The sequence below is a fragment of the Clostridium gasigenes genome (assembly GCF_900104115.1).
GTDB classification, from domain to species: Bacteria; Bacillota; Clostridia; order Clostridiales; family Clostridiaceae; genus Clostridium; species Clostridium gasigenes.
On the sequence record NZ_FNJM01000001.1, the window covers coordinates 664,407 to 686,532 of the forward strand.

Below are 22,126 nucleotides of genomic sequence, written 5' to 3' on the forward strand. Positions count from 1 at the left end.
CCAATCCTAAAAGGATTGGTCTCTTTTTTATAATAATTTTTGCGCGAAAATATCATTAAGGTTTAATTTTTTAATTCTATTTAGAATTTCGGATTTATCTGTAGTATAAAGACCTAATTCTTTCATTCTTTTAAAATAATCTGAACCAGCAAAGGTAAATCTTTGCTTTCTACCTTCACGTGTAGTTGATTTTTCGTTTGCATAAGAAATTATATCGCCTATCGCAAGTGAAGATGGAAGAATTAGAAGATGCATTCCCATTGAAAGTCTTACAGCATTGTGACCAGCTAAGCTACCAGTAACAATGGCTTCCGTATGGCCAACAAATAGTCCTGACTTTTCACCAGCACAGAATAAGTTATCTACTCCATTTACTTTTAAGTCATTAGTTCTTGGAGCTACTGATAAATATCTAATTGAATTGCCTTTACTTCCAGCATAGGGATCTACATATTTTGCTTTTTCTAATCCTTTAATTTTTCTTAGCTTATGAAGGGGATAATATGTTGTCATAAGCTTAGCATGTGCTAGGTGGACAAGAGTGCAACATTTTACCAAAGTCCACCATATCAATATTTATTTTTTTTTACCAGTATCAGATCCTATCAAATTCATTTCAGCCTCACCGATACTTCCATCATATAGAATATCAATTATAAGGACATCAATTATCTGTTTTTGTTCTTCTTTGGATAGATCTCTAATGTTTACACATCTATTAAGTACACTTTCTATAAAACTAATGTTAAATTCTTCAGTATCAGAAATTTTTATATCATTATTCAATTTTTCTAAATCTTCACTGATAGATGCAGTTTCTTTCTTTAAAGATTTTATTTTAACTATTAATATATCTGCTATATCATCATCTAAAGAAAGCTTATTAACTAAATTATCAATTTGTTTTTGTTTTTCTAATAATTGTTTTTCAAGTAATAGCTTTTTAGATTTAATGTTTTTAGTGGAAAGGGTATAGTTATTTTTCTTTTTAAGAGTGCTTAAGAAATTTAATTTTCTTTCAGCTAAACTTTCTAATTCGTTTATAGTAGATTCTTCTATATCAAATGCTCTTAAGTTTTTAGTGTTACATACTTCGCCTTTAGATCTCTTTTTCATTGAGCATATATAGTAGAATAGTTTTTGGCCTGTTTTTACTGAAACTGTTCCATGTTGAATTATCATATTGCTTCCACAGTTTTTACATTTTAATCTGCCAGTTAGTATTCCATTATGAGTTTTCCCAAGATGAGGGAAGGTATCTTTATTTTTACTAAATTGCTTTTGAACTGCTAACCACATTTCAGGATCAATTACACCTTCACAAGAACTTATGGCTGCAATCCATAGAGATTTTTCTTTTGCTCTTTTAGTTTTTTTACCATTAACTCTAACAGCTTCTGTTTTATTGTAACTTAGAAGGCTATGAACTCCATCCGGTTCACCGTATACATTCCATTGTTCTTTCTTCATAAAATCTACAACTTCTTTATTAGCTTTTACATAAACAGGGTTTTGTAGTATAACCTTAAGTGAAGTTTTTTCTAATAAAATATCTGCGTTTGATTTTATACCTTTTTGAGTAAACCATACCTCGGTCTTATGTAAGCTGCCCTGTTCTAAATAAGTTTTATATATTAAATTAACTAATTCTAATTCTTTATCACTTTTTATCAGTTTAACAACTTTTCTTTCATTGCCTTCAGCATCAATATAAGATTCATATTCACTCTTATATCCTAAAGGCATTCTACCACCACTCCAACGACCATTTTTAGCAAGTTCAAGCATGTTATCCTTAACACGTTCTGCAATAGTCTCACGCTCCAATTGAGCAAATACAGAGGCTATGTATATCATGGCTCTACCCATAGGAGTAGATGTGTCGAATTGTTCTTTTATACTTACAAAATCACAATTATGTGAATCTAAAATTTCAAGAGTAGAGGAGAAGTCACTTACTGTACGAGATATTCTATCTAATCTATAGCATATTAATACATCATATTCTTTAAGCTTAGACATTAGCATTTTAAATTTAGGTCTATTAAGATTTTCCCCTGTGAATCCTTCATCTTCATATATATCAAATTCTAAATTTTTATCATTAAAGTGTGTGTTAGCATAATCCTTACACATTTGGACCTGGTTTTCTATTGAATCACCTTTGCCAGTGAATTTTGATTTTCTTGAATATATAGCTATCTTTATCATTTATTTCACCTCATAGTTATTCTATATATGTATTTATAAAAAATATACTGTTAATTTATAGTATTAAAGCCTAAACAACAGTATGTCTAGGCTTTTTATTGCTTATATCTTATTTTACTTATTGGGGGAGTTAAAAAACTCATTACTTATTATTGAGGATTGGTGCTCGATGGCTCTCAAATATGGGCAATTTTATTTTTATTTATTAAATTTAAAGTTTAAATATTTTAATGGTATTTGTTCACAATTAGATATTACTTCTAATGGAAAACCTTCATAATTAGATAGCAAGTTATCATTTAATATTAATTCAGCTGCAAATTCATCTGCTTCATTCTCATGTCTAAATTGATTGAAAAATGTGCGAGAATTATTAAAATAGACATTACTCTTAGTATGCAAAAGGGCATGTCCTAATTCGTGAGCACAACATAGCAATCTATCCTGTTCAGATAAGTTACTGTTTATAAAGAAAACTTTCTTTCGTTTAGCATACATGTAGTGACCTTCGATATTCCCCAAATCTGTTTCATAGATCCAAATACCTAGCTCTTCGGCCATTTCAAATGGATCTCTAGTTTTATATTTATTGATTAGTTTATTGACTGTATTTTTTATTTCACTCATACGTATCTCCCCATAATGCCCACTAACCCTTATTTATATTAAACAGCTCTAATTCCATAATATAGATTAGGAATTAGAGTTTGTTTATTGCAGTTATTATTTTTTATATTTTTTAGGAGTATATTTTTGTTTGTTATAAATCCTTACATCTGTAAGAAATCTTTCGTATGCCATCCTTAAAAATTCTTTATCTTCATCATCGGCAGGCGTTCCACAGAATTCTACGGTCTCAGCTTTATCTATATTAACTATCATCTGTTCAGACTCTTTTGTTATATCTAATTTATCTTTATGAGTTATGACAGGTTGCCATTCAACTTCTGTCATAGGGATGGTTAAATCTGTGCTACCATTAAAAAAATTAGTTGAATTTTCATTTCTACCTAATAAATAATCTATAGATACATTGAAAAAGTCAGCTATTTTTTGAAGTAGTTCATTTTCAGGTAACTGAGTATTATTTTCATATCTAGAAACAGAACTTTTATTTAAATAGAATTTATCAGCTAATTGCTGTTGAGTTAATCCTTTAGTTTTTCTTAATTGTTTTAGTTGATCACCAAAACTTATCAATAGTATCACCTCCTAATATTATTATATAGTAAGTTGCGTCAGATAAAACAAAAGTTGTGCAACGAGAAACTTTTTTTATTAAAAAGCTTGACAAGTTTCGTTAAAAGCAATATTATATAGATATAAGGTTGCTTTAGACGAAACGAGGTGATTAATATTAATACAAATATATTAAAGTCGGAGAGGGTTAAAATTGGATTTACTCAAAAAAAAGTAGCAAACATTTTAAAAAAAGATATATCAACCTATTCAAAAAAAGAAAATGGAATAATCGAATTTACAGCTAGTGAAATCAATATATTAAAAAATCTATTTTGTTTATCGCCAGAAAAAATTGATGAAATTTTTTTTAATGAGAAAGTTGCTTTTAACGAAACTATATCGATAGCATAATTATAGTTTGTCCAAATAATAAAAATATATGAAAGGAGATAAAGATGAGTAATGAATCCTATAAAGCAGGAATTAGATATGTTTTTGGATTAGTTGAAGAACATTTAAAAAATGAAGATGACGAGTTTATAAAAGGATTACTTGAAAATCTAGTAGATAGTAGTGGAAAACATGAAAAAATGGAAAGTGTGATATTCATATTAAAGGATCAACAAGAGTCACAAAAGATATTAAGTTACATTATATCAAATAGAATGACTGCTGGAGCTATATCTACGGATAGGAAAGTTTCAAATATTATTTATAAATTTAATATAGAAGAAAAAATGAGAACAATATTTTATAAAGATATGAATAAAGGTGATTTTAGATATTTATCAATAATTATAGATGTTCTAACGGATGAAAAGATTAAAGAAATATCAATGAATAGAAAACCATATTTAGAAATGATAAAAAAATCATTGGAGTCATCTAAAGAGATACAGTCAAGCTTACTAAGTAGAGAGTTAGGCTTATGCCTAGGTTAATAAATTTTAAGGGGGAAATAACTTTATGGAAGATATTAATAAGATTATTTTAGAGCACACAAAAGTAGCACTAAAGTGTTCAGAGTATATGACTAAGTATAGAATTGCATCATTTACTGGTGAAGCTGAAGAATCTGAACGTTATTTTAAATTAGTTGAAAAGTGTTTAGAAGAAATAGATGTATTAAGAAAGAAAAGAGATTCAATTTTAAATAAAAAGTAATTTTAAGGGGAGTGAGGGCATGAAAACGGAGGTAATTAATATGAAAGTTTTTAGGTGTCCAAATTGTAACAAGTTAATTATAAAGTATAAGGTTATAGGTTATGTATCATTAGAAATTAAATGTCCTAGGTGTTCAGAATTAATTGTAACAAATTTAACAAGTAATGAATACATTGGAATAAAATTCACAAAGAGAAAATTAAAGGGTGATTAAAAATGATAAAGATGAAGGTGAATTATCCAGAAGATATGACAGAAATTAAAGCTATATTAATTGATAAATTAACTGACTTTGCATTGAAGAATTGCACTCAAAAAGAAATAGATGGAATGATTAGATACTATGATAGTTTAGAAAAAAAGTAACTTAGGATGGAGGGGCTTTAAGCCTTAATAAAAAACTTAACATAAGTAATTAATAGTTGAGCCAGCCAAATAAAACACCAGTTGCTGGGCTAAGGTGAAAATGAAAATAAGGAGGAATTTTAATGTCTAAGATAAGTTTTTTAAAGATTTCTAATTTCTTAGGAATTGATGAACAGGAATTAGAAACTAGTAAGATTAATATTTTTAGAGGGCCTAAAGGGAAAGGTAAATCAAGTGTACTGGAAGCTATTGAAAAGGGCTTTACTAATAAGAACAGAAGGACAGAAGTAGTTAAACATGGATTTGATGAAGCTACTATATATGTGGAGCTTGACGATGGATTAGAAATAGATAGAAAAATAAGAACTGAGAGATCTGATTATTTAAAAGTAAGGAAAGTCGATGAAGGAGTGCCGAGTACTGAAAAGTTTCTAAGAAGTTTAGTAAATGGAGATATATTTAGACCTATTGATTGGGTAAACCTTTCGGTAAAAGAACAAACTAAATCACTTTTAAGTATGCTTGAAATTGGTTGGAGTGAGCAGGATATCATTAACTGGTTTGGAGACCTTGTGGACGATATCGACTACTCACAACATATTCTAATCATTCTTAAGAATATAGAACTAAAATACTATAAAGCGAGAGAGGAAGTCAATAGGGAGGTTAAGGAGTTAAAGGCTAGGATTGATGCCTTATATGAAGAATTACCTGCTGAATATGATGGAGAAGAGTGGAGAAGCAAGAATATCCAAGAATATTATAAAAAGGTCAGTGAAGCACAAGAAATTAACAAATGGATAGTTAATGCTAAGTCAATACAAGAAAACTTTGACTCTAAGATATCAGCTATTAAAGCTAATTGCGATGCTACTAAAGCTAAAATAACTCTTAAATATAAATCAGAAAATGAAGATATTAAAGATATTATAGAACTTTCAAAATCAAAAATAGAGAGATCAAAAGAATTTTTAAATAGGTCAGATGAAATTTTAGAGAATAAAAAACAATCTGTAGATAGTAAATATAGAGAAGAAATTGTTAATGAAAAAAACAACTATAGCAATAGTCTTAGAACATTAGAAATTGAGTTTGAAAAGAATAAGACTATGTTATTAGAAAAACATAATATCCAATTAGAACTAGCTGAGGATAGTAAAAAAAATGAGTTTGAAAATATTGTTAAAGATAACTTAATAGAAAAGGAAAATCAAACAGATTTTATGGCAATACAAGAAAATAAAATACTGATTAAAGAACAGGAATTGTTGACTTTAGATAGTAAAAAACAATCAGAGATTTTAGCAGCAGAAGAAAATAAGAAAGCCGAAATAGAAAAAGAGCAAATAAGAATAGGCAAAACTTTTGATTATTTAGAACAAAATGAAGAAGTATTAATAGAACCATTGCAGAAAGAAGCTGAATTAGTAGTAGAAATGGTTGGATATTTAAAAGATTGGGATAGAATAGCAGAAATTAGAGATGGGATATTAGCGGGCAAAGAGGCTTACTCTAACGAGTTAACTACTAAGATAGATAAAGCTAGGTCATTACCACAAGAACTTCTTAAAACAGCTAAGATGCCAATTAAAGGTATAAGCGTAGATGTAGAAGGAAATGTAAGAATAGGTGGAATGTTAATTGACAATTTATCTGATGGAGAAAAACTTGAACTTGCAATGAGGGTTGCCAAAGCTAGTTGCGGCGAATTAAAAGTTATATGTATGGACCGTTTTGAATCACTAGATAAGGATTCACAAGATGAACTTTTAATAGAAATGGAAGCTGATGAATATCAATATTTTGTTACAGAAGTTGCTAAGACTGAAAGTGGTGAGATAGAAATAGAAAAGATAGGGTAGGTGGATTGAATGATTATTAACTTAGATGGAATAGGAACTTTATTAACTGGAGAAGGTCCAGTTAAGGTTATAGAAAGTAAGGAACTATTTAAACAAACTGCAACAATAGTATTTGATACTAGGGAAGATACAGAGGATAGAGAACAATGGCATAATCAAAGGTCGACTACAATTGGTGGAAGTGAAATAGGAGCCATAGCAGGGTTTAGTAAATATGGTTCGGCTCTTACAGTATTTAATGAAAAGTTAGGTTTATCAGAAAAATTTAAAGGTAATGTTCATACTCAATTCGGTAATAGGTTAGAACCTTTAATAAGAGAATGGACCATAGAAGATTTTAAAAAAGAAACAGGAATAACATTAACCAATTATGAGTATCCGTACATGATGATTGATAAAGAATTAAACTTCTTATCAGCTAATATTGATGGAATTGGAGTAATGGAAGAGGATTATATATATCAAGAAAATAGAGATACTGGAGAGGTTAACTATATTCCTAAAAGCGAAATCTTTGGATTAGAAATTAAAACTGGTTCTGAGTTTTTAAAGAAGATGTGGGCCGGTGAAGAAATTCCAGATAGTTATTATACACAGGTTCAACATTATATGGGAGTTACAGGATTAAATTACTTCTTAATGATCTATATGTTAGGTAAAGAAATAAAGTGGAAAGTGGTAGCAAGATGTGAAGACGATATTAAAGCATTAAGACAAATAGGGAAAGACTTTTGGGAGAATAATGTTTTAAAAGAAATTCCACCAATGCCAAGTGGATTAGAGTGTGAAACTAAGGAGATATTAGCTAAACAATCAATCACTAATGATGAGGTTAACATAAATAATGATAAGTTAACTAGATATTTAGAAATTGGAGAAGAAGAAAAGGCTCTTAAAAAAGAAAAAGAAAAAATCAAACAAGAGGTTTACTTGGAAATGGGCAATGCAAATAAAGCTACAGATGGGTTATATAAAGCAAGTAGAAGCGTTTCATTTAGAGAAAGTGTAGATAATAAGTTATTAAAGGAAAAGTGGCCACAAACTTATGCAGCTATTTTAAAAAGTAAAACAGAAATAGTTACATTCAGAGTTAATAAGGCAAAATAGGAGGGCTGATTATGGAACAATTAGCTGAAATGAAGGAAGTTAAAGACATTTTAGATTCTGAAAATACACAGTATATATCGCTTGATAACTCAATAATTATTAAGCAAAAAAACATCAATGATAAAGAAGTAATAAATATAAGAAATTATTTTATAGATGGAACGTGTATAAGTACCTATTGTTATTTTGAAGAATTTAAAGAAAAAATAGAGGCACTTATAAATGGGTGAAAGTAATATATATCATCATTAATTGGAGGAGATATAAATGGCAAATGTAAATGGTGGCTTAGTAGCCAATAAACAAGCAGAAAAACCTAAGGTGCAAATAACACCTCAAAAGAAAATGAGTAATGCTTTAGAAAAAATGTTGCCAGAGATAAAAAAAGCGGTAGGAAAGGCAATGACACCTGAAAGGTTCTCAAGAATAGCACTTAGTTTATATAACGGTAATCCTACATTCTGGCAAGCAGATACAACAAGTTTTCTAAGTGCATTAATGCAATCAGCTCAATGTGGATTAGAACCTAATACCGTGCTTGGTGAAGCATATGTAATACCTTATAACAACAAGAAAAAAGGAATAGTAGAAATAAACTTTCAAGTGGGGTATAAAGGTGTATTAAAAATGGCTTTCAACACTGGTGATTATGAAGCTATATATGCTCATGAAGTTAGAGAAGGCGATAAGTTTGAATATGAATATGGACTTCATAAGAACTTAATTCATAAGCCAGCAGATGTTCCAGTAGATAAAATAACTCATTATTATGCAGTATATAAATTAAAAAATGGTGGATATGATTTTGTTGTATGGTCCCGTGAAAGAGTAGAACAACATGCAAAAGATTTCTCTAAAACGTATCTATATCAAGGCAAAGTTAATCAAAGTTCAGTTTGGTTTAAGAATTTTGATAGTATGGCCAAGAAAACAGTTTTAATAGATGTTTTGAAGTTTGCACCTAAGTCAGTTGAAATGGCAAAAGCGTTAGATACAGATTATAAGTCTGAAGCTAAAGAAGAGAAAATAAGCAATTTTAATTACGTAGATGTAGATACAGAACCAATAGAAAATGCTGATGTAGTAATAGATACAAATTATACAGAGAATCAAGAAGATATATATGAAGGTTCACCATTTGCAACTGAATAAAAAATTGGGGGATTTATCCCCCAAAATAAACTGAGGTGAATAAGTATGTCGGACAACAAGAAGTACTATTATCTAAAATTGAACGAAAATTTTTTTGAAAGTGAAGAAGTAAGAATAATGGAAGCAATGCCTAATGGAATGTATTATTCAAACTTATTATTAAAACTTTACCTTAAATCACTTAAAAGAGAAGGTGAATTAAGATTTAATGATTTTATACCATATAGTGTAGAAATGATATCTACAATAACAAATATGAATATAGATATTGTTAGAAGCGGAATACAAGTTTTAGAACAAATGAAACTTATAGAAATGCTTGATGATGGTTCTATTTATATGATGAATATACAAAACTTTATAGGTCAATCAAGTACAGAAGCAGATAGAATCCGAGAATATAGAAACAAAATAGATAATAAAAAGAAATGCTTGTCAGATGAGGCTAGTCCTAACTTTGTACAAATGTACGACAAACGTACACCAGAGACAGAGACAGAGACAGAGACAGAGTTAGAGACAGAGCTAGAGATACAACAACAGCATAATGTTACAAATGTACTAAGTGAACTAACCAAAGAAGAAGTTAAGTCGATTGTTAAATACTGTAAAGAAAATGTTGTTCCTGTTGATGTTGTTGTTGAAAAGTGGGAGATAGTTAAAAAAATGAAATCTGTTAGGAATAGGGTTGGAGCATTAATAGCAGCTATAAGCAATGATTGGGATAAACCTAAAGGTCATACAGGAAATACTTTTGTAGATGGTTGCTCTAGCAGAGATTATGACCATGATGCTATAGAGAAAAAATTATTAGGCTGGGATAAGGATGAAGATTAAAAGTCGGAGGTACGGTGATTGGGTTTAGATATAAATAAGTTATGCAGTTCATTAGACAATGAAACTATGCTGGTAAGAGCACTAGAACTAAGTAATTTGGCAGTTAAAAAGTATGAAGAAGGAACTAGTGCTAAAAATGCAATAAGATCAGTAATCGTAATAGCTATTAGTGAGGGGATTCTAAATGAAATTGAAATTAATGATATTAAAGAATAACAAGATAACAGGTGAGAGCAATCAGAATGACTCCTGGGAGAAAATAAGCAATAAACTTAAAGAAGAATACCTTGAATTACAAGAAGCTATTAAAGAGGGTGATAGACCTCATATATCAGAAGAAGCTTTTGATGTTCAACAGATGATTATTAGAATTATGGCTTTGCTAGAGAAAGAAAATTTAGATTTAGAACAATTAGGGAAGAGACATAACAGAAAATTAGTAAAGAGAGGTTGGACACATTCTGAAATAATAAGGATATTTTGGGACAAGTAAGGCTTGTTTACAAGTACAAGCAAGGATGTCCATAAGTACAGGCATAGCTTGGACAATGAGACAAGTATTAAAAATAAGGGGAGATTAATTATGAAGAGTGAAATAACTTTAGATATAAATTTTAGACAGGCTTTAATATTTAAGCATAGCTTGGAGAAAATGATAGCAGGTAAGGAAGAAAGATTATATTTATTGATTAGAAAAGATAACAAGTCAATAGATGAAGCGAAAGAATCCTTTAAATTATCAAAGGATATTTATGAAGAAATAGAAACATTAAATATAGTTAAACAGGGATTAGATAGATTAGGTAATGAAAGAAGAAGAAGAGAAGTAAGTAATTATGCTAAAAATTTACCGAAATTATTAGAAGAAGCTGAAAGAAATAGTAAGGCTATATAAATGGTTGAAATTAGTGTTGAATCAGTAGCGATGATTATTGAAGGAGCATTAGAGGGAGACATAAGAAAAGTTAAGGCGTATGCAATAATGATAGCTGGAAATTTAGAATATGACGGTGAAGAAGATGCAGCTAAGGTTATTAAGGATAGATTAGATGGAGGGGAATTATGAAGGGATATTTGTTTAGTATAAATAAGAGCTCATTTAGTTTTAGTTTTGTAAATGATACAGAGGAAAAACATGACAGGTGGGAGGACGGAGATAACTGGTCACATTATCAAATATTACACAGAACATTAAACTTCATGAAATCAAGAGGATTTGAAGTAGGAAGAGATCCAAGAATGGAAGAAAACTATAATTGTATTAGCAAAGACTATTGGAAGGGTAAAAAAGAAAACTTAGAATTTGAATGTAATAGGTATCCAAGAGGTTTCTCAATAAAATTTTATCAAAATATCAATACAGAAAATAAAAATGGTGGTCAATATGATTTTGATAAGTTTAAGAAAGCTCCATATCTAGTAAGATTACTGTGGATTAATGAAACTAAAAAAATGGGTGAATTTATTAAAAGCATTGTTCCAGAGGTAGTTTGCAGTACAGATGCTGATTATAAGAATTCAGAAGAAAAAATAAAGAATTATTTTGTTAAAAGCTGGCACCATCCTCAAGAAAATATGAATTTCAATTTAAGAGATTTTGATGGAGCCACTTGTGAAGATAATTATAACAATAAGGATAGAGACAAAAAGATAATATACAATGGTGAAACTAAATATTTTAGAGATTATAGAGGTAGATTAAAACGTGGAAAAGTCTATCACAATATTAATAATATGTGGTGGGTAATACTAAATGATACAGAATATACTAATGAGGCTTGTTTTAGTTTATTTGATGCAAGTGGAGAAGCGTTTAAGAATAGGCGTATTCAAAAGAATAAAAAACAAGCATATGAGACAAGTAGAACAGCAGCTAGAAAAAAGTTTGATAATAATTTTGTTTATAAAGATATAACAAGAAAAGATATTGAAAAATTACATGAATTAGTAGGAGTTGAAATAGAAGAAGGTGCTAACAATGGTGAGTCTATGGATACTATGAGGATTAGTACAAAGATAAGAACTAGGTGTACAAGTAGTAAAAAGATACAACATGCGTTTCTATATGTTGATTCACATTATTTTAAAAAAAGAGAGTGCATAAGTTTTAATAAAAATTGTTTTATAGGATTTGCTGGATGGGCAGATGGTTCTAATGTTAAACCTATATTAAAAGGCTTTAATAAATGGTGTGATTATTTATTGGAAAATAAGTAGATTAAATTCAAAGGTATAAATAGGGAGAGAAGATGGAGTATATAGAGTTAACTATAAAGTTCATAAAAAAAATGATAGATGTAAATGGACTAGCTTTAGTAGGAGCAATAGTATTACAAACTATATTAATGGCAACAGTAACAAAAATAACTGGTGATAAAAGCTGGTTTAAAAAAATGATGGAGGGAAGCAAAAATGAGAAATACAGGAATAGTAAGAAAAATTGATGATTTAGGAAGATTATGCATACCAAAGGAACTTAGAAAGGTTTTGAGTATAGATATACAAGATCCTTTAGAAATTTATATGGATGGTGAAATGATTGTTTTAAAGAAATATGAGCCAGCATGTATATTTTGCGGTGAATCAAATGACATAACAGAATTTAAAGGAAAGAGAATCTGTAAGAAGTGCAAAAGTGATTTAAAGTAACTGAATAATATGAGAATAGTGATTGAAATGGCTATTGTTATAAAGTGCTATTATCATATGAAAATCAAATGATAGGAGTGGTAAAAATGAATAACTTAACAATTGTCAATAAAGAGGGACACTTAATGGTGGATAGTAGAGAAGTAGCAACAATGGTAGAAAAAGAACACAAGCATTTAATGAGAGATATAAAGGGGTATCAAGAAATTTTAGGACAGTCCAATTTTGGGCTTACCAATTTCTTTATAGAAAGCACTTATATAACTTCTCAAAATAAAGAATTGCCTTGTTATTTATTAACAAGAAAAGGGTGCGACATGGTGGCAAATAAAATGACTGGAGAAAAAGGAGTTTTATTCACCGCTGAATATGTAACTCAATTTGAGGAAATGGAAAATAAACTTAAGGAAGTTAAACAACTATCCCCAATGGAAATTATGAAGCTACAATTCGAAGCATTAGAAGGAATTGATATCAGAGTTGAAAAGTTAGAGAATACTATGACTATTGATTATGCACAACAAGAGCAACTACACAGATATGCAAGAGCAAGGCTAGTAAAAGTCTTAGGTGGTAAAGAAAGCCCGGCTTATAAAGAGTTAAGTAAAAAAGTATTCTCTAACTTGTGGAATAGGTATAAGCAAATATTTAAAGTAAGTAGCTATAAAAATACTGCGAAAAAAGATTTTGTACAAGCAATAGATTATATAAATGTATGGGAACCATCTAAAGAAATGGGATACATGATAACTGGAGCGAATAGTCAAATTCAATTTAACAATTAAAGGAGATTAAGAATGGACAAACAGTGCATAGAGTGTGGACATCATCATCCGGAAGAGCATCATATTGTTTTTAGGAGCCAACAAAAAGCCATGATAAATTGTCCTCATAATAAGATAACATTATGTTATAAGCATCATAGAGGCGACAGTAGTCCTCATATGGTTAGGGAAATAGATGTTGAGTATAAAAAGAATCTCCAACAGAGATTAGGATATTTATTTAGCCTTAAGGAATGCTATTCAGAAGAGGAAATAAAAGAAATACTTATGATAACAAATAGTGATGCTAGAAAGCTGGTTAAATCATTGATAACTATAATAATTGATGATGATGTTGGTTATAAAGTTGAAGATATTATAAGGCAGTGCATGGGAGGTAGATTGTATATATGAGTAAAAACATAGGAAAAGTTTTTGAAGAAGAGTTTAAAGGTTCTGTAAATAAGGAGCATTTTTACTATAGATTTAAAGATGGGACAGCTGCTTATAACAAAGATATAGAAAATAAAAACATTAGATTCCAAGCAAAGAACATTTGTGATTGCCAAGTAATGGCTAGGGACAAACTGTTTCTATTAGAGCTTAAGAATACTAAAGGTGCAAGCTTACCATTTACTAATATAAAAGCTAATCAAGTAGAGGGATTAAGCAATATTAATCACAATAAAATTAAAGCATATTTCATTGTGTGTTTTAGAGATAAGGAAAAATGTTATGCAGTAGAAGCCAAGCTGGTTAAATACTTTATAGATAAAGCAACCAGTAGATCAATACCTCAAGCATGGTTTAAATCTAACGGTATAGAAATACCAATGATTAAGAAGAGAGTTAGATATAAATACGACTTAGAATTATTGTTCCGGGAGGTAGTTGAAAGTGACAATTAGAAAGTTGCAGCAGTTAGAGAAAAGTAAGTTAATATTGGAAGCATTAACTGAAGAATTAAGAAAAAGAGGTTACAAGAAGGCTCAAAGCGAAAGAGATTATAGAAGATCTCTAGCAAAGAAAGAATTAACTTTAAAAACCAGGGGAAATAACTTCCCAGCAGGTATGGTATCGGATATGGCTAGAGGTGACGATGAGGTATCAGAACTAAGATATATCAGAGATATATCAATAATAGAATATGAAGTATGTAAGGACAAGCTGAGAAATGAAAGAAGTCAGATAGAGGCTTTAAGAAGCTTGATTGCATATGATAGAGCTACCTATTTAAATTCATAAAGGGATGTGATTGATAGTGATAAAAATAGATATAAATCAAATTAATGTAGAACTTGGAAAGAATGATATTGAAATAGGAACAGTAAGTCGAAGTGATAATAAAGCAGAAGTAATTCTTGAAAATAAAGTAAATGATATTACTATAAATTTAAGGTTTGGCACAGTAGAAAGTATAGATATTGTTATAGATGAGCTTCAAGAAGCTAGAAAATATCTGGTAAATAGATAATGAATAAAGTGTAGCTATTATTCATTAGATAGGAGGGACTTTAAGTGGTTGATGTTGATAAGTTATATACGAGATTATCCAATACAGTAAAAACCATAGGGAGAGTAACTGGAGAAAAGCCAAGTGTATTGAAGATAACAAGTGAGGAGTTTGAAGCATTAAAAGAAGATTTCATAAAATTTACTGGAAAAATACCAACGGAAAGAACTTTTATGGGAGTTCCTTTAGAAGTAATAGCAAATAATTTTGAATAGTTCACAATACTTGAATTAAGCGAAGAGAATAATATTAAGGAACAAAAGATAAACTTTACATAATATTATAAAAGTAAAGTATAAATGGTATAAGACAGGGCACTTTTGAAAGGAGAAGTTATAGTGAAAGATGAAAAATTCAAATTAATAGAGAAAAACCTTTATAAGTTTTATGAAGACCAGAAGAGCATTAAAACTATCGAGAGAGAAATTAATATTTTGAACAATCAATATGATGAAATTGAAGAAACCTTAAGAAGTAGCAGGTTCAATATCGAGGAACAATCATCGTCACCAGACTTTAGTGAAAAAGTTCAGAGTAGTAGCGATAGTACAAGCTATGTAGAAAAACAAATGATTAAAAGAGTAGAAATACTTCAAAGAGAACAGCAGTTAATACTAGATAAAGAAGTAGAAAGAGAAGGGAAATTAAGAGCTATAAGAAGATCATCTGAGGGCATGAAAGCTAATATAGAAATGCTTTCAGAAGAGTATAAAACATTTATTAAATTAAAGTATGCTGAAAAGAAAGCTATAGAACAGATATATCCCCAAATTAATAAGAGCAGATCTCTTACATTTGAGTTAAGAGGAAAGATAATAGAAGAAATTGCAAGATGGGAATATATGATTATGGAGGTAAATTACCATGAAATGCAATCATGAAGGTGCAGATGGAGAATCAGCGGTAGTTGATAATAAATGTGGAATGTGCGGAATTGTGGTACCAATAGATTTAGAAGAAAAATTACAAGCTCAGATGAGTGAATTAAAAGAGTATATAGATAAAATTGAACTTCAAAAAGACAGGTATATAGAAGAAAATAAAGCACTTAGAGAAGTAGTTAGAAATCTTAGTAAAGTTATTTAAAAAATTAATTTAGTTAAGGTTTTGTATAAAGTGAGAACAAAGGAGGGTAAGGATGATTGAATTAAATAAAATATACAATATGGATTGTATGGAAGGAATGAAGTTAATACCAGATAAGTACTTTGATTTAGCTATAGTAGATCCACCCTATTTCAAAGGTCCAAATAAAAGAAAATATTATGGAAGAACGGTAAATAAGTTAAATATAAAAAGACGTAACTATGAAGTAATAGAAAATTGGAATGTACCAGAAGAAGATTATTTTAAAGAGTTGCTAAGAGTATCAAAGAATCAAATTGTATGGGGATGCAATTATTATGACTATTACCTTGGGCCTGGATTAATTATATGGGATAAGGTTAATGGGGAAAGCTCCTTTAGTGATTGCGAGGTAGCTTACTGCAGTATGCATAACAAAACAAAGATGTTTAGATATATGTGGAATGGAATGATGCAAGGGAAGTCTATAAGTGAGGGACACACACAACAAGGTGATAAAAGTAAAAATGAGGTTAGAATACATCCAACACAGAAGCCAGTCAACCTTTACAAATGGATATTAATGAATTATGCAAAGCAAGGAAATAAGATTTTAGATACTCATGTAGGAAGTGCATCAAGTTTAATTGCTTGCTATGAGTTAGGATTTGACTTCTTAGGATTTGAATTAGATAAGGATATGTATAATCTGGCCAGTAAAAGATTAAGCGATGTTATGAATCAAATAAATATGTTCAACGAGATATAGTTCACAATTCAAGGAAAGGAGTGATTAGTTTGGAAAAGCCAATATTATTTAATACAGCAATGGTACAAGCAATTATAGAAGGTAAAAAGATTGTTACAAGGAGATTAATAAAAAATAAATACCCAAATGCAGATATTAGATTTTTTGAAAATAAGTATGGAAAGAGATTAGTTCATATGCAAAATGATGCTCCGGAACCAGTTAAATTAGAAAATGGCTGGACTAGGCATAGTTTAATTGCAATGGAAGAAATAAATAAACCTTACCAGGTAGGGGATATTCTTTATGTAAGAGAAACTTGGTGTGATACTTCAAAAGACTTGAAAGAAGATTCAGAACTTGAAATTGGAGATTGCAAATATATATTTAAAGTTGATGATTTAGGAGAAAAACATCCAATAGTAGACATTGATATAAAAAGATGGAGACCAAGTATTCATATGCCAAAAGAAGCCGCAAGGGTATTTTTAAGAGTAATAAGTATAAGAGCAGAAAGGTTACAAGAAATACAAGATAGCGATTGTTTAAAAGAAGGTATAAGAGAATATTCTAAAGCTGGTAATGTAATAAAATACGCAGTAAATGAAGAGCAGTTTCATTGGTTTGATATGCCTAGGAATCCGCTAGAAGCCTTCAAAATATTATGGAATACTACCGTTAAAAAGGATGCATATAAAGAATATGGGTTCGAGGCTAATCCTTGGGTATGGGTGATAGAGTTTAAAAAGGTTGATAAGGAGTGAATAAAATGAGTAAAATTTTAATTCGAATAAGTTACAAAAATGCATGTATTTTAAAACATGCATTAAGAGATAATGTAGTTGAAAAAGAAGAATGGATAAATGCTAATAGGGATGGTGTTTTCAATACTTTAGATTCAGAAGTAAAAGAATTAGAAGAAGAACAAAGAGCTTTAAAAGCTATTACAGTAGAAATAGATAGGAATAAAGAAAGGTGCCATATGTAGATAGAGTGTGAACCAGTAAAATTTAAGGAGGCGTTATTATGGATAAATGGATGTATTCACTTACAGATAGTGAAGTGTGGCAAGGTGAGGAATTTAATACAAAAGAGGAAGCTATAACAGAGGGACGAAAAGAAGCTATTAGAGGACAAGAGGAAGAGTTTCGTAATGACTATTTTTCAGTAGGTCAAATTGAAAAAGTTTTCCCAAGTGGCGTAGATGTTGAGAATATATTAGAAAATGTAGCTGAAAATACAAGAGCTGATATTTGCGAAGTTGGAGACGATTATTTATATGATGTTACTGAAAATCATAGTCAAGAGTTAGAAGAAAAGCTTAATGAAGTGTTGTTTGAATGGATGAAAAAGTATGAATATGAACCTACTTTCTATGCAATTAAAAATATAGAACAAATTGAATTATAGTTCACAATTCAAGGATAGAGGGTTAGTAATGAAAACTTGTCTAATGTGTAATGTTACTAAAGAAGATACAGAGTTTTATAAGATACAAGGGAAGAGGCTTCACTCTTATTGTAAGAGGTGCAAGTTGGAAGCAGACAGGAAATGGAGGAGCACTCATCATCATGAGTGCAAGTCATATAATGAATCGAGAAGGAGTGACAGATGTGTTAGTAGAATCAAAGGTTAAGAGTTGCAGAGGTGTAAAATATAAAGAGCAAAAGATGGCTATAGATACAGGAGATTATGTAACGGATATAAATATACAAGAAGCGGTAATTCATGTGTTGGACCAAAATGGAGATGGACCAATACTAAATGAATATGCTCTTGATTTAAGTGATGATACGTATAATTTCTTATATAGACATATAGAAAAATGTTTAAAAGATGAAGAGTTAAGGTTTGCAATATTTAATCCTGAAAGAAATATAGTAAAAGAGGTTGTTCAAGAGTATTTAAATGGGACTAGTAGTGATTTTATAGGAATATCTAAGGAACTATCAAGACAACTATTTGCAATAATGAAAAATAACATTAGCATCCCATCTTGTGATTTAATAGTTGCTTCAATTGTTACGGATCAAGGCCCTATGGTTGGTTTATTAAAAATGGATTATGTTAAAAACTTTACTCACCAAGTAGATTTTGTTGATAATAAAATTGGTATTGGAATAATACCTCAAGCTGCAGGTCTTCCTGGTAACGGTCAAAAGATACAGAAAGCAGTCTTTATTAAACCTATTAGAGAGGGACAAGCGTATGATTTAATGGTATTAGATAAGATAAAGGCTAAAGAAGAAGAGTATGGAGCTAATTACTTTAACAACAACTTTTTAGGATGTTCTATATTAACTAGTCCTAGGGATGCAACTAAAATATTTATGACAGCTACAGAGAATTGGACAAGAAATAATATAGTTGAAGATGCAGCTAAGGCAGAAAATATAAGGACAAGAATAAAGGGAAAATTAGAGACTAAAGATGATATAAATATAGAAGAACTGGCACATGAATTATTTAAGTCTGAACCAGAAGTAAAAGAAGATTTCTCAAATTATATAAAAAGTCATGGATTAGAGGAAGAAATAAAGATAGATAAGGCTTATGTAGAAAAGAAACTTAAAAGAGTTAGATTAAAGATAGATAAGGATATAGATCTTTATATAAATTCAGAGGCATACAAAGATAATACAAGATTCGAAATACAAAAGAATGGTGATGGTAGTATCAACATGGTAATTAAACACATTAATAATTATATGGAAAAGTAGAGAGAGGAATTTTGATGTATGAAATAAGATTTTATTACAAAAATGAGGATAAAAACTTTAATAGTACGATAGCTTATCATGTTTATGAAAGATATTCTACTTTCGAAAAAGCGTATGAAAACCTTATAGAATTAATTGAACTTTATACCGAAATAGGAGTTGATGAAGTTGTGTTCATGCCTGGAATACCTATTAAAATATTAGAAGCATATGTATTGTTCTTGAATAAGAAAGGCAAAGATCTAACAACTATAGTTGAAAATAGTAAAAGAAAGGACTGATAGATTATGAACAAAGTAATGCTTATTGGAAGGCTAACAAGAGATCCAGAGTTAAACTTTGCAGCTAACAGTGGAACAGCAGTATGTAAATTCAGTATAGCTGTAAATAGACAATATAAAAAAGAGGAAACAGATTTTATTAATTGCATAGCATTTGGGAAGACTGGAGAAATAGTAGGACAATATTTTATTAAGGGCAAACCAATAGCAATTGTAGGCAATATAAGAACCGGGAGCTATGATGCTAAAGACGGAACAAAGAGATATACAACAGATGTAGTTATAGAATCATTTGATTTTATTGGGGGCAATAAGGAAAACCAATCAGATAAACCTAACAGTAACCAAAATGACTTTGGTGGAACTAACTTTGAAGAGGATATGACTCCTGTAGATGATGGAGATATGCCTTTTTAGAGATAGTTTGGAGAAAATATGAAATAGATAATAAATTATCTTCTTTGAAAATTGAATAATGTGATATTTAAAAAATATGTTATAATTAATTTATAATGGTTAGATAATGAGAAGTAAAAATATTCATAAATTACTAAAAATGTTGGAGGGACGTATGAATAATTTTTTAGATAAGATTAAAGAAATGGTTTTAGCAAACTATTTTATATTAGTATATGTGTTTATATTTGGATTTAGCCTATTTCAGGGGCAAATAATAAGTTGGTTTTGTGAAAATGGAATAAAAAAAATTATGAGATCAAGATATGAAACAGTAAACGAATTAATGGATGATTTAATTGAAGAGCGTAAATTGAAAGATAGATGGACAGAATGTTATAATTGTTTATGGAAAGCCCTAATGTATTCGCTGGTGGGTATTGCTTGTTTGGGGCAATTAATTCTATTTATGATTGAACCAAGTGTTGACAGAGTAGGTACAAATGTATGCATGTTGACAATTGCAATTTCTTTTCTAGAATTTCGTGATAATATAAGTATATCAAAAAAAATGAAAAATGAAATTCACGTTGAAACTATAAAAATAGCAAGAATTTTTACAGACCTTGAAACAATGGCAATACAGGATTTTACACTTGATATATTAATGGAAAAAAAATACATTAATGAGGGAAAAAGAGTAGAAATAATAAGAGATTATAAATAGTGAACATTTTATATGAGAGATAATAGAATAGTAAATGTTTATAATCTTAGGATATTATTACTGAATAAAAATAAATAGCAGATAAAATATCTCATTATTACCTCTGAATAATGACATATTTTTATGTTTGTGAAAATGTAGTGAATAAAGAAAAAAACTGGACAAATATCGGACAAATATCGGACAAAATAAGCGAAAAAGTATGAGATAATAATATTGTTAAAAGAATATAAAGAAAAGACATCTATTACACCAAGATAAGTTTGGGGTAAATAGGTGTCTTTTTTATTAAGTGAGGTGAGGGCATGCAAGAAATATATACAAGCTATCAATGTAAAAGGTGTAAAAAAGAATTTGTATTAGTAACAGAGGATTTAGAAGACCATAAACATATAGGAAAGTATGTAGTGTGTCCTTATTGCTGTAATAAAGAATTAAATAAAGAAAAGAGAAGTGATAGCCTAAAAGAAATAATGAAGGCTAGAAGTTATAAGAGAAAAAATGGAGCAATCCAACAAAAATAGAATAAGAAATATTAAGGCATCTAATTTATGTTAGGTGTCTTTTTTATATATAAAAGGTGGTAGTAGTATGATTAAGTTATTACAAGAAAAGAACATCAGGATGATATGGAGCAATGATGGCAATGAAATTTGGTTTAGTGCTAATGATATTGGAGAGGAACTTGGAGTAATAAATATAAGAAATGTTTTACCAAATATCGATAGTGAATTTAAAATGAAATTCAAAGAACAAGATATTTCAGGTGTCCATAAAACATACAGCCGAAATTTTAAAGAACTGTTAAACAATTTTGGAGAAATGTTTTTAACTGAGGAGGCTGTATATCAAATTTCATTTAGAAGCAATAAGCCAGAGGCTAAATTATTTACTAAATGGGTATCTAAAGTATTGAAACAAATAAGAATACATGGATACTATATAGCTACAGAAAAATATGAGCAATGGTTTGGAGCAAGAAAAGATAGTAAAACTACAAGAAAAGAGTTTACAGATGAGGTTCAAGAATTTGTTCATTATGCTATAAATCAAGGTAGTAATAAACCGAATATGTATTATATGCATTTTACTAAATTGGTAAATGATAAATTAGGAATACCTAAAGGAACTAATAGAGAAGATTTAGATCAAAAAACATTAATGGATATAATGGCACTTGAAAGAGTAATGGCTATGAAGTTGCCTAAACTTATAGATAAAGAAACAAATTATAAAGAAGCGTACAAAGAAATAAAGAAATTAATTGAAATAATATAAGTGAGGTAAAAAATATGAGAAAGATAAGTAAGTTAGAAGCAAAGTTACTAAGATCTAAAGGTGAAAAAATAAAGTCTACAAAGAATGGATATTACACTATAGGA

The 22,126-nt window shown here is 29.6% G+C and carries 38 protein-coding genes and 1 pseudogene; 35 read left to right on the forward strand and 4 right to left on the reverse strand.

What is annotated here, in order from left to right; all coding sequences use genetic code 11:
- Window positions 1–27: 27 nt before the first annotated feature.
- From BLS77_RS03170 to BLS77_RS03185, 4 genes and pseudogenes are all read right to left on the reverse strand, one after another.
- Window positions 28–540, reverse strand: a pseudogene (locus BLS77_RS03170) (FAD-dependent oxidoreductase); the annotation flags it as partial.
- A 36-nt stretch (window positions 541–576) separates the two neighbouring features.
- Window positions 577–2,211, reverse strand: coding sequence for a recombinase family protein (locus BLS77_RS03175; protein WP_242873918.1), 1,635 nt, complete (start codon window positions 2,209–2,211; stop codon window positions 577–579).
- A 198-nt stretch (window positions 2,212–2,409) separates the two neighbouring features.
- Window positions 2,410–2,838 (reverse strand): ImmA/IrrE family metallo-endopeptidase, encoded by a 429-nt coding sequence (locus BLS77_RS03180; RefSeq protein ID WP_089965782.1) that lies wholly within the window; start codon window positions 2,836–2,838, stop codon window positions 2,410–2,412.
- A 96-nt stretch (window positions 2,839–2,934) separates the two neighbouring features.
- Entirely contained in the window at window positions 2,935–3,411 is a 477-nt protein-coding gene (locus BLS77_RS03185; RefSeq protein WP_175490748.1) for a helix-turn-helix domain-containing protein, read from the reverse strand.
- 147 nt (window positions 3,412–3,558) lie between these two features.
- Between BLS77_RS03185 and BLS77_RS03190 the strand changes: the two genes are divergently transcribed.
- From BLS77_RS03190 to BLS77_RS03350, 35 genes are all read left to right on the forward strand, one after another.
- A complete protein-coding gene (locus BLS77_RS03190) occupies window positions 3,559–3,804 on the forward strand; it encodes a helix-turn-helix domain-containing protein (RefSeq protein ID WP_242873919.1) in 246 nt (81 codons plus the stop codon).
- Window positions 3,805–3,848: 44 nt separating this feature from the next.
- Window positions 3,849–4,334 (forward strand): hypothetical protein, encoded by a 486-nt coding sequence (locus BLS77_RS03195; protein ID WP_089965788.1) that lies wholly within the window; start codon window positions 3,849–3,851, stop codon window positions 4,332–4,334.
- Between the two features lie 25 nt (window positions 4,335–4,359).
- On the forward strand, window positions 4,360–4,557 hold the full coding sequence (locus BLS77_RS03200) for a hypothetical protein (RefSeq protein ID WP_089965790.1): 198 nt from the start codon (window positions 4,360–4,362) through the stop codon (window positions 4,555–4,557).
- Between the two features lie 40 nt (window positions 4,558–4,597).
- Window positions 4,598–4,771, forward strand: a complete 174-nt coding sequence (locus tag BLS77_RS03205; RefSeq protein ID WP_242873920.1) for a Com family DNA-binding transcriptional regulator — start codon at window positions 4,598–4,600, stop codon at window positions 4,769–4,771.
- Window positions 4,772–4,773: 2 nt separating this feature from the next.
- The gene (locus BLS77_RS19695) at window positions 4,774–4,923 is read left to right on the forward strand and encodes a hypothetical protein (RefSeq protein ID WP_175490749.1); all 150 of its coding nucleotides are present in this window, start codon (window positions 4,774–4,776) and stop codon (window positions 4,921–4,923) included.
- 122 nt (window positions 4,924–5,045) lie between these two features.
- Window positions 5,046–6,785 (forward strand): AAA family ATPase, encoded by a 1,740-nt coding sequence (locus tag BLS77_RS03210; RefSeq protein ID WP_089965797.1) that lies wholly within the window; start codon window positions 5,046–5,048, stop codon window positions 6,783–6,785.
- 9 nt (window positions 6,786–6,794) lie between these two features.
- On the forward strand, window positions 6,795–7,892 hold the full coding sequence (locus tag BLS77_RS03215; protein ID WP_089965799.1) for a YqaJ viral recombinase family nuclease: 1,098 nt from the start codon (window positions 6,795–6,797) through the stop codon (window positions 7,890–7,892).
- A gap of 11 nt (window positions 7,893–7,903) precedes the next feature.
- Window positions 7,904–8,122: a hypothetical protein gene (locus tag BLS77_RS03220; protein WP_089965801.1), complete on the forward strand. Its 219-nt coding sequence runs from the start codon at window positions 7,904–7,906 to the stop codon at window positions 8,120–8,122.
- A gap of 37 nt (window positions 8,123–8,159) precedes the next feature.
- Window positions 8,160–9,044 (forward strand): recombinase RecT, encoded by an 885-nt coding sequence (locus BLS77_RS03225; RefSeq protein ID WP_089965804.1) that lies wholly within the window; start codon window positions 8,160–8,162, stop codon window positions 9,042–9,044.
- Between the two features lie 78 nt (window positions 9,045–9,122).
- Window positions 9,123–9,881, forward strand: coding sequence for a phage replisome organizer N-terminal domain-containing protein (locus BLS77_RS03230; RefSeq protein ID WP_242873921.1), 759 nt, complete (start codon window positions 9,123–9,125; stop codon window positions 9,879–9,881).
- Window positions 9,882–9,899: 18 nt separating this feature from the next.
- Window positions 9,900–10,097, forward strand: a complete 198-nt coding sequence (locus tag BLS77_RS03235) for a hypothetical protein (protein ID WP_089965808.1) — start codon at window positions 9,900–9,902, stop codon at window positions 10,095–10,097.
- Window positions 10,066–10,374, forward strand: a complete 309-nt coding sequence (locus BLS77_RS03240; RefSeq protein ID WP_089965810.1) for a pyrophosphohydrolase domain-containing protein — start codon at window positions 10,066–10,068, stop codon at window positions 10,372–10,374. Before BLS77_RS03235 ends, BLS77_RS03240 begins: the two co-directional genes overlap by 32 nt.
- Window positions 10,375–10,464: 90 nt before the next feature.
- Window positions 10,465–10,776 carry a hypothetical protein gene (locus BLS77_RS03245; RefSeq protein WP_089965812.1) on the forward strand — a complete coding sequence of 104 codons (312 nt, stop codon included), beginning with the start codon at window positions 10,465–10,467 and terminating at the stop codon, window positions 10,774–10,776.
- Window positions 10,777–10,947, forward strand: coding sequence for a hypothetical protein (locus BLS77_RS19700; RefSeq protein WP_175490750.1), 171 nt, complete (start codon window positions 10,777–10,779; stop codon window positions 10,945–10,947).
- On the forward strand, window positions 10,944–12,098 hold the full coding sequence (locus BLS77_RS03250; RefSeq protein ID WP_089965814.1) for a hypothetical protein: 1,155 nt from the start codon (window positions 10,944–10,946) through the stop codon (window positions 12,096–12,098). Before BLS77_RS19700 ends, BLS77_RS03250 begins: the two co-directional genes overlap by 4 nt.
- 32 nt (window positions 12,099–12,130) lie before the next feature.
- Entirely contained in the window at window positions 12,131–12,325 is a 195-nt protein-coding gene (locus BLS77_RS03255; protein ID WP_089965817.1) for a hypothetical protein, read from the forward strand.
- A complete protein-coding gene (locus BLS77_RS03260; RefSeq protein WP_089965819.1) occupies window positions 12,294–12,530 on the forward strand; it encodes an AbrB/MazE/SpoVT family DNA-binding domain-containing protein in 237 nt (78 codons plus the stop codon). The genes BLS77_RS03255 and BLS77_RS03260 overlap by 32 nt, the downstream gene beginning before the upstream one ends.
- Window positions 12,531–12,616: 86 nt before the next feature.
- Window positions 12,617–13,315, forward strand: a complete 699-nt coding sequence (locus BLS77_RS19705) for a Rha family transcriptional regulator (protein WP_175490751.1) — start codon at window positions 12,617–12,619, stop codon at window positions 13,313–13,315.
- 12 nt (window positions 13,316–13,327) lie between these two features.
- Window positions 13,328–13,708, forward strand: coding sequence for a hypothetical protein (locus tag BLS77_RS03270; RefSeq protein WP_089965821.1), 381 nt, complete (start codon window positions 13,328–13,330; stop codon window positions 13,706–13,708).
- Window positions 13,705–14,202, forward strand: a complete 498-nt coding sequence (locus tag BLS77_RS03275; RefSeq protein WP_089965823.1) for a Holliday junction resolvase RecU — start codon at window positions 13,705–13,707, stop codon at window positions 14,200–14,202. Before BLS77_RS03270 ends, BLS77_RS03275 begins: the two co-directional genes overlap by 4 nt.
- On the forward strand, window positions 14,192–14,539 hold the full coding sequence (locus tag BLS77_RS03280; RefSeq protein ID WP_089965825.1) for a hypothetical protein: 348 nt from the start codon (window positions 14,192–14,194) through the stop codon (window positions 14,537–14,539). Before BLS77_RS03275 ends, BLS77_RS03280 begins: the two co-directional genes overlap by 11 nt.
- Window positions 14,540–14,555: 16 nt before the next feature.
- Window positions 14,556–14,768: a hypothetical protein gene (locus BLS77_RS03285; RefSeq protein ID WP_089965828.1), complete on the forward strand. Its 213-nt coding sequence runs from the start codon at window positions 14,556–14,558 to the stop codon at window positions 14,766–14,768.
- A gap of 44 nt (window positions 14,769–14,812) precedes the next feature.
- Complete coding sequence (locus BLS77_RS03290; RefSeq protein WP_089965831.1) at window positions 14,813–15,022, forward strand: hypothetical protein; 210 nt, start codon at window positions 14,813–14,815, stop codon at window positions 15,020–15,022.
- A gap of 123 nt (window positions 15,023–15,145) precedes the next feature.
- Window positions 15,146–15,688, forward strand: coding sequence for a hypothetical protein (locus tag BLS77_RS03295; protein WP_089965832.1), 543 nt, complete (start codon window positions 15,146–15,148; stop codon window positions 15,686–15,688).
- Complete coding sequence (locus BLS77_RS03300; protein WP_089965834.1) at window positions 15,672–15,893, forward strand: hypothetical protein; 222 nt, start codon at window positions 15,672–15,674, stop codon at window positions 15,891–15,893. Before BLS77_RS03295 ends, BLS77_RS03300 begins: the two co-directional genes overlap by 17 nt.
- Before the next feature lie 52 nt (window positions 15,894–15,945).
- Window positions 15,946–16,641: a DNA methyltransferase gene (locus BLS77_RS03305; protein ID WP_089965836.1), complete on the forward strand. Its 696-nt coding sequence runs from the start codon at window positions 15,946–15,948 to the stop codon at window positions 16,639–16,641.
- Window positions 16,642–16,670: 29 nt separating this feature from the next.
- Window positions 16,671–17,384: a hypothetical protein gene (locus BLS77_RS03310; RefSeq protein ID WP_089965838.1), complete on the forward strand. Its 714-nt coding sequence runs from the start codon at window positions 16,671–16,673 to the stop codon at window positions 17,382–17,384.
- 5 nt (window positions 17,385–17,389) lie between these two features.
- On the forward strand, window positions 17,390–17,608 hold the full coding sequence (locus BLS77_RS03315) for a hypothetical protein (RefSeq protein WP_089965840.1): 219 nt from the start codon (window positions 17,390–17,392) through the stop codon (window positions 17,606–17,608).
- A gap of 38 nt (window positions 17,609–17,646) precedes the next feature.
- On the forward strand, window positions 17,647–18,030 hold the full coding sequence (locus tag BLS77_RS03320; protein WP_089965842.1) for a hypothetical protein: 384 nt from the start codon (window positions 17,647–17,649) through the stop codon (window positions 18,028–18,030).
- Window positions 18,031–18,290: 260 nt separating this feature from the next.
- Window positions 18,291–19,340 (forward strand): nucleoid-associated protein, encoded by a 1,050-nt coding sequence (locus BLS77_RS03325; RefSeq protein WP_089966532.1) that lies wholly within the window; start codon window positions 18,291–18,293, stop codon window positions 19,338–19,340.
- 14 nt (window positions 19,341–19,354) lie between these two features.
- Window positions 19,355–19,621 carry a hypothetical protein gene (locus BLS77_RS03330; protein ID WP_089965844.1) on the forward strand — a complete coding sequence of 89 codons (267 nt, stop codon included), beginning with the start codon at window positions 19,355–19,357 and terminating at the stop codon, window positions 19,619–19,621.
- A gap of 6 nt (window positions 19,622–19,627) precedes the next feature.
- Window positions 19,628–20,038 carry a single-stranded DNA-binding protein gene (locus BLS77_RS03335; protein WP_089965846.1) on the forward strand — a complete coding sequence of 137 codons (411 nt, stop codon included), beginning with the start codon at window positions 19,628–19,630 and terminating at the stop codon, window positions 20,036–20,038.
- 154 nt (window positions 20,039–20,192) lie between these two features.
- Window positions 20,193–20,744, forward strand: coding sequence for a hypothetical protein (locus BLS77_RS03340; protein ID WP_089965847.1), 552 nt, complete (start codon window positions 20,193–20,195; stop codon window positions 20,742–20,744).
- Between the two features lie 305 nt (window positions 20,745–21,049).
- Entirely contained in the window at window positions 21,050–21,268 is a 219-nt protein-coding gene (locus BLS77_RS03345; protein WP_089965849.1) for a hypothetical protein, read from the forward strand.
- A 67-nt stretch (window positions 21,269–21,335) separates the two neighbouring features.
- Entirely contained in the window at window positions 21,336–22,022 is a 687-nt protein-coding gene (locus BLS77_RS03350) for a BRO family protein (protein WP_089965851.1), read from the forward strand.
- The last annotated feature ends 104 nt before the right edge of the window (window positions 22,023–22,126 follow it).